The organism is Wolbachia endosymbiont of Cylisticus convexus (assembly GCF_003344345.1).
Map to the genome: position 1 here is coordinate 1 of NZ_QPIP01000109.1, position 5,471 is coordinate 5,471.

A 5,471-nucleotide genomic window follows, 5' to 3' on the forward strand; every position below is an offset into this window, starting at 1 on the left:
CCCAACTTTCTCTCCACTTTTTCTGGGTAAGGTCACATAGTTGATTAGCGTTAAAAGGGTAATAATACTCTCAAATTATCACTATTAGAAGTTTTTTAGGTTTTTCTGTAAATTTTACTTGTGCATACTAAATTATATGATATAAAACCAAAAATGTTATTCTTTATGAGGTGTTTTATGAGCAAACAGACTGAAGTTTTTACAGACTAGTTATTTGCTGCTATAGAAGAGCATAATCTTTTGAAAGCTGAAGAATGTATTATAACTGCAGATTATATAGGTGTAAGCAAGGTTTTTAATGGTGAAAAATATGGTATAAAACCTATAAGTTTTGCTGTTAAAGAGAATAGTTTGAAGATATTGAATCTTTTGATTACCAGTGGTGCTAGTGTTAATGCTGCTAATAGTGAAGATTTGAGAACTGCTTTGCACGTTGCCGCTGAATATGGTAGAGAAGAAGCAGGACAATTTCTACTTTCTCATCTTGCTGATGTCAATTTGCAAGACACAATGGGTAAGACACCTTTGCACTTAGCGTCTTTCCATTGTCGAGTAGGGATGGTAAAACTTCTCATCGACAATAATGCTGACCCTAATGTAAGAGATGTAAATGGTGAAACGGCATCTGATGTTGTTGGAGATAATCCAGAACTTATGTGTGAAGACCATATAATACAAAAAATATTATCCATGTTGAAAGGTGATGTTGAGTTTGATTATAAAGCAGTATTGCCCACTAGAAATCTTAAAGCGTTAGAAGCTGACGATACTGCAGACGTGACAGGCAATGTAGTCAAACCTTCTTCCTTTATTGATAATGTGTTTAGTTGGATGGGAGCTTCAACTACTGCTGCACTCAGTAGCTTGTTCCGCAATGTCCCTGTTTTACCTTCTGCTCAGCAATCTATTATCCACTCAGCAAGCAGCCCTAGTAGTTTTTTGAGTAGTGAGAATATTGCTTTTGCTAGTTGTGTTGCTGAAGCTTTAGATAATACTAGGAGTAGGCACTATCAGAATTTAACAAGTAAAGGAGTAGAGGTTATACCAGATATCAATATTGCAGTTAGATTTGCGCTTAAGAAATTTGATTCATTTGTAGAAGGCAAAATAAGAAATTTAGACTCAAAAGAAAAAGATAGAATACATACTGAGCTTGAAGAAGCGTATCCAAAAATAATAACAAGCTTGGAAAGAGGAATTAAATTTAGTGGTAATGTTGGGTTAGATGATGTTTTAGAAGAGTGCAAAAAGTGCTTTTGTACAAATATTCTACCAAAAGTAACAACTCGTCTTTCTGATGTAGGAATAACCGAGTCTGGAAATAACTTCAGTAGGCAGATTTAGCTGCAAGAAATGTGGTATAATGTGCCAGATAGAAGGAAGTTTACAATGTTTTAAAACCTTACTATTACCCACAAATATAAATGGACTTATAAATAAAGTATTAGAATATTAAAGTTTGCAAATATTGAGGGTATAAAAATGGCAAGTGAATGGGCTAAAAATGAATTTGGAGATGCGACACTTGGAGATAAAAGACTAACTGACCGATTGGCGAATATTGCTGATAGTTTAATAAATTTACCTGAAAGCTCAATTAATCAGGCATGTGGAAGTTGGTCAGAAGCAAAATGGGCATATCGTTTTTTTCAAAATGAGAACGTGAAAGAAAGCGATATTCTAGCTTCACATACTACAAAAACTGTTGAAAGAATAAAAGCTCATAAAAAGATTCTTGTAATTCAAGATACAAGAAGAGAAGCGGTAAAAATTATTTTAGATATTAAACAATAAAATTAGTAATTTATAGACTCTTTAAAAAAAATTATCTTATTTTAGATCAAGATTTCTTAAAAAATAAATATAACAAATAAGATATCTACCTTAAATGGTTGCTATATTGGGCGTATTCTCTTAACTTGATGCCTATGCTTCTTTGAACGTTCCCTCTTGTGAAACATTCTTTCTATTAGATTTCTTTCTTTATATAATTCTTTATCGCACTCTTTCGGTGTTTTCCTATTAGAACGTGGTGGAATAACTGATTCAGCATTCACAGCTTCTGCTGCTTTAATCATATAATTTGCATCATATCCTTTATCAGCAATAAGTGCTTCCATTTTCTTGCCTTCTATTAGGTCTAAAGCTTTTACATAATCTGATCTTTGGCCAGCAGTAACAAAAAACCTTAGCCTAGAGCATCACAAACAGCGTGTAATTTGCTTGAAAATCCACCTTTAGATCGCCCCAATTCCTGTTCTTGCACACCATATTTTTTCCTTGCACCAACTGCATGCTGATGCGCTCTAATTATTGTCGAATCTATCATAAGCCACTCTGTGTCTTCATCCACTGCTAGGGTGTTGAAAATCATTTGCCATACACCCGATCTTGCCCATCTTATAAACCTTTTATGTACACTCGACCATTTTCCATATTCTACAGGCAAAGCTCTCCATGGTGCTCCTGTTCTGCCTATCCACATTACTGTTTCTAAGAAACTTCCCATTAGTTATTCCTGTTGAACTAAGATATAACCGAATTCCTGTGCCTTTTTGATTAAATTTTTTACAACTTTCTCTTTGTAACGTGTTTCATAATAATCTATTCCTCTTTCTACATATTCTTGTCCATACTTCAACATACTATAAAAGATACATGCTATTTTCCTTGCAGTAGCAGTAATTGCTTTTGGTGCTCCTAGGTGCTTTTTTAATCTTCTACAATATGCACCCATTCCACTTTTGCTTTTTGATACACAGTGAGCAGCCATTCTGAAAGCATCTGCAGCACGATTCTTAACCTTACGAGTTCTTGTGCTAAACACTTTTTCTCCAGTGATTTTATTACCTGGGCTTAATCCCAACCAGGAAGTAAAATGCTTTTCTGTCCGCCATTTATTAGGGTTTATACCAGTCTCTGAAATTATTGTTTGTATTGTCACTACATCAAGTCCTGGAACTTTTGTAAAATCCATACCTGTTATTCTATGCAGTTCTTCATGGATAGCAAAATCTGGCCTGTGTTTTGTAGATCTGTTCTTTATTTTATTACATAGCTCTTTCTCACCAGACTTTGTATCAAATGTTTTATAATGTTCTTCAATACTTCTATCACATTCTGCTATTTTTTCTTGATAAACATTGTATAGTTCAAATTCCTGTTTGAGTGTAAACAGGTGTTCTTCTCTATAGTCACCTGTTAACGCTTTTGCTATAGTAGCATTATCATTCTTCATATTTGAGCTTCTGAGTTCAGCTAGCTTCTCAGTATCTTTTTCACCTCCTATTATTGCTTTAATAATTTGCATTCCACTAACACCTGTGATATCACTTATAACTTTATGTAACTGGATATTCATTTGTACCAATGCCTTTTGCATACGCAAAACATGTGTAGATGCACTTTCAATTAGACTTCTACGTTGTCTAACATCTTACTATTACCCACAAATATAAAGTTCAGTAGCAAGTCTCCATCCTTCTGCCAAATCAAAGAGACGTCTCCATCCTTTCCAAAGAGTAATGGGGCCTGGTTCTGGATCATTTTTTCTGGCTAAATGACCCCCAAGTTGAGCAATCCATGAAATAGCTTCTTTTATAGTAGGGGCTACATTTGGGCATGATTTTACTTTATGTATTTTTACGTATAAAACTTTCCATTCTTCTTCAGCTAATAAGGTAATACACGGTAATGTTGGATCAGTTCTTGCAATTGTTGTAATAAAGAAAATTCTCCAAGCAATAATATTCATGATTGTTAAATATCGCTTTAACCTTTCTGCTGTTCCAAGCCTACATTCTTCAACTTTGAGGCCAGACTTTAAAATTTTATGTAATATCTCTATTTTCCATCTAAGACAATACCAACTAACCTTTTCAACAGCTTCATCGAAACTATTTACTGGAAGATTTGTTAAAAGCATCCACTCTAGCGGGCTTTCTTCAGAGGAAGAGTCTTTCTCAACAACATAAACTGCGTAAAGTGGTAGGTTAGGTAACTCTTCGGTTTTATGTCTTATGCTGCTTTTGTCCGGATTCATCATAAATTTTCCAAATCTCACCTCCAAACACGCTGTCCTTTTTGGCTTATTATCTCTTGCAGAAATTTCAACTTTTATTATCCCTTGACAAGGAAAGCCTTTAACAACTTCCCATAATCTTTGCTTATCATTAGAAAATCTGGATTGTTTGTTTATGCTTCTATTTTGGTAAGCTCTTACTAAAACTGCTGAGTTAAGATTATGTGCACACTCAAAAAAATCATATATGTCTGCTTCTCTGTCACACACAGTGACAACTTCAGTTTGAGTACTATCTATAAGATTATTTGTTTTTTTTAAGGCTTCTAACCACCTCACACTCTTCTTATCTTCAATACGGATAGCAGTGTTATGCTTTCTTTTTTCTAAATTTTTGATTTCTTCAGAATTAGAAGGTCTCGAATGAATCTTTTGATCTAGTATTCCCAACACTAATCCTCCCGTACTAACAGCAAGAGCTGTATGCATTACCATGCCCTTAGCTTGACCATTACTCATCTTGCTAGAAATAGCCCCCAACCCGCATAAGTGTTGAAAGTGTCATAAGAAGAAGATAAAAGAGCTATTATTAAAGAAAAATGGAGGCAATAATGGATCAAATAGAAAGAATACTAAACTTAACTAAAAGACGAGGATTTGGAAAGACTAGGAAAATCAACAGAGGTAGATAAATGTAATACTAAGTTAGTTGGTAAAATAATATTTAAAGGCTTAATGAAGCTAATATTAATGGGTCAGAAAACAAGCTTAAGAGCACTAGAAATGGTAATAAATAGGTGTGTGATAGATAAAAATGATGATAAAAGTACAGTTACATACAGTGGCTTATCGAAAAGGTTAAAAGTTCTGATTATTTTAAAGGTGTATATATCGATTTAATAAACAAAGTGGAAAAATTATTGCCCAGAAAAACGTCACATAACTTACATAGATTCGATTCAACAATTATAAATTTATCAGGGTACCTTATAAAAGATGGGTTAAAAATAGGTGGTAAAAGCAATGACAGTCAAGTCAAAGTAAGCGTTGGATTAAAAGGCCAATTACCGACGAGTATAAGATTTTGTCAAGGGCAAGAAGAAAGTAGCGAAGATATAGCGCTGGTTAGAGCAATTAATGAAGCTAAAGTTAAAAAAGAGGATATTTTATTGTTTGATAGAAGGATTGCAAAAGTTGCAACTTTCACTGAGTTTGACAAAAAGGAATACAAATTTATCACAAGAACATACTTAAAAAGAAGGTACTGCGTTATAAGAGAGAATGAAATTACGCAAAAACAACAACCAGATGGATCGGAAATTTTGGAAGATAATATAGTGAATCTTTACAGCGGAAGCAGAGCAATAGCAAGTACGACTAATAAAAATTAAAAATAGAACAGAAGATGAAATATGGTTTTTGACCAACTTATTTGAAATACCGGCTTATG

General features: G+C 33.9%; 5 protein-coding genes and 3 pseudogenes. 4 read left to right on the forward strand and 4 right to left on the reverse strand.

Annotated elements, in window-relative coordinates; genetic code table 11:
- Positions 1 to 240 precede the first annotated feature (240 nt).
- Together Wcon_RS08490 and Wcon_RS08495 are read left to right on the forward strand one after the other, a co-directional pair.
- Entirely contained in the window at positions 241 to 1,344 is a 1,104-nt protein-coding gene (locus tag Wcon_RS08490; RefSeq protein WP_114517714.1) for an ankyrin repeat domain-containing protein, read from the forward strand.
- Positions 1,345 to 1,482: 138 nt separating this feature from the next.
- A pseudogene (locus Wcon_RS08495) lies at positions 1,483 to 1,752 on the forward strand (IS4/Tn5 family transposase DNA-binding protein); the annotation flags it as partial.
- A 143-nt stretch (positions 1,753 to 1,895) separates the two neighbouring features.
- Here Wcon_RS08495 and Wcon_RS08500 read toward each other — a convergent pair.
- The 4 genes and pseudogenes from Wcon_RS08500 to Wcon_RS08515 all read right to left on the reverse strand — a co-directional run.
- Entirely contained in the window at positions 1,896 to 2,120 is a 225-nt protein-coding gene (locus Wcon_RS08500; RefSeq protein ID WP_114517861.1) for a transposase, read from the reverse strand.
- A 68-nt stretch (positions 2,121 to 2,188) separates the two neighbouring features.
- Positions 2,189 to 2,509 (reverse strand): IS5 family transposase, encoded by a 321-nt coding sequence (locus tag Wcon_RS08505; RefSeq protein WP_114517862.1) that lies wholly within the window; start codon positions 2,507 to 2,509, stop codon positions 2,189 to 2,191.
- Positions 2,510 to 2,512: 3 nt separating this feature from the next.
- Positions 2,513 to 3,433, reverse strand: a pseudogene (locus Wcon_RS08510) (IS110 family RNA-guided transposase); the annotation flags it as partial.
- A gap of 9 nt (positions 3,434 to 3,442) precedes the next feature.
- A pseudogene (locus Wcon_RS08515) lies at positions 3,443 to 4,564 on the reverse strand (IS4 family transposase); the annotation flags it as partial.
- Positions 4,565 to 4,678: 114 nt separating this feature from the next.
- Here Wcon_RS08515 and Wcon_RS08520 point away from each other — a divergent pair.
- Both Wcon_RS08520 and Wcon_RS08525 read left to right on the forward strand, forming a co-directional pair.
- Entirely contained in the window at positions 4,679 to 4,921 is a 243-nt protein-coding gene (locus tag Wcon_RS08520; RefSeq protein ID WP_114516947.1) for a hypothetical protein, read from the forward strand.
- 8 nt (positions 4,922 to 4,929) lie between these two features.
- A complete protein-coding gene (locus Wcon_RS08525) occupies positions 4,930 to 5,412 on the forward strand; it encodes a hypothetical protein (protein ID WP_114516948.1) in 483 nt (160 codons plus the stop codon).
- Positions 5,413 to 5,471 lie beyond the last annotated feature (59 nt).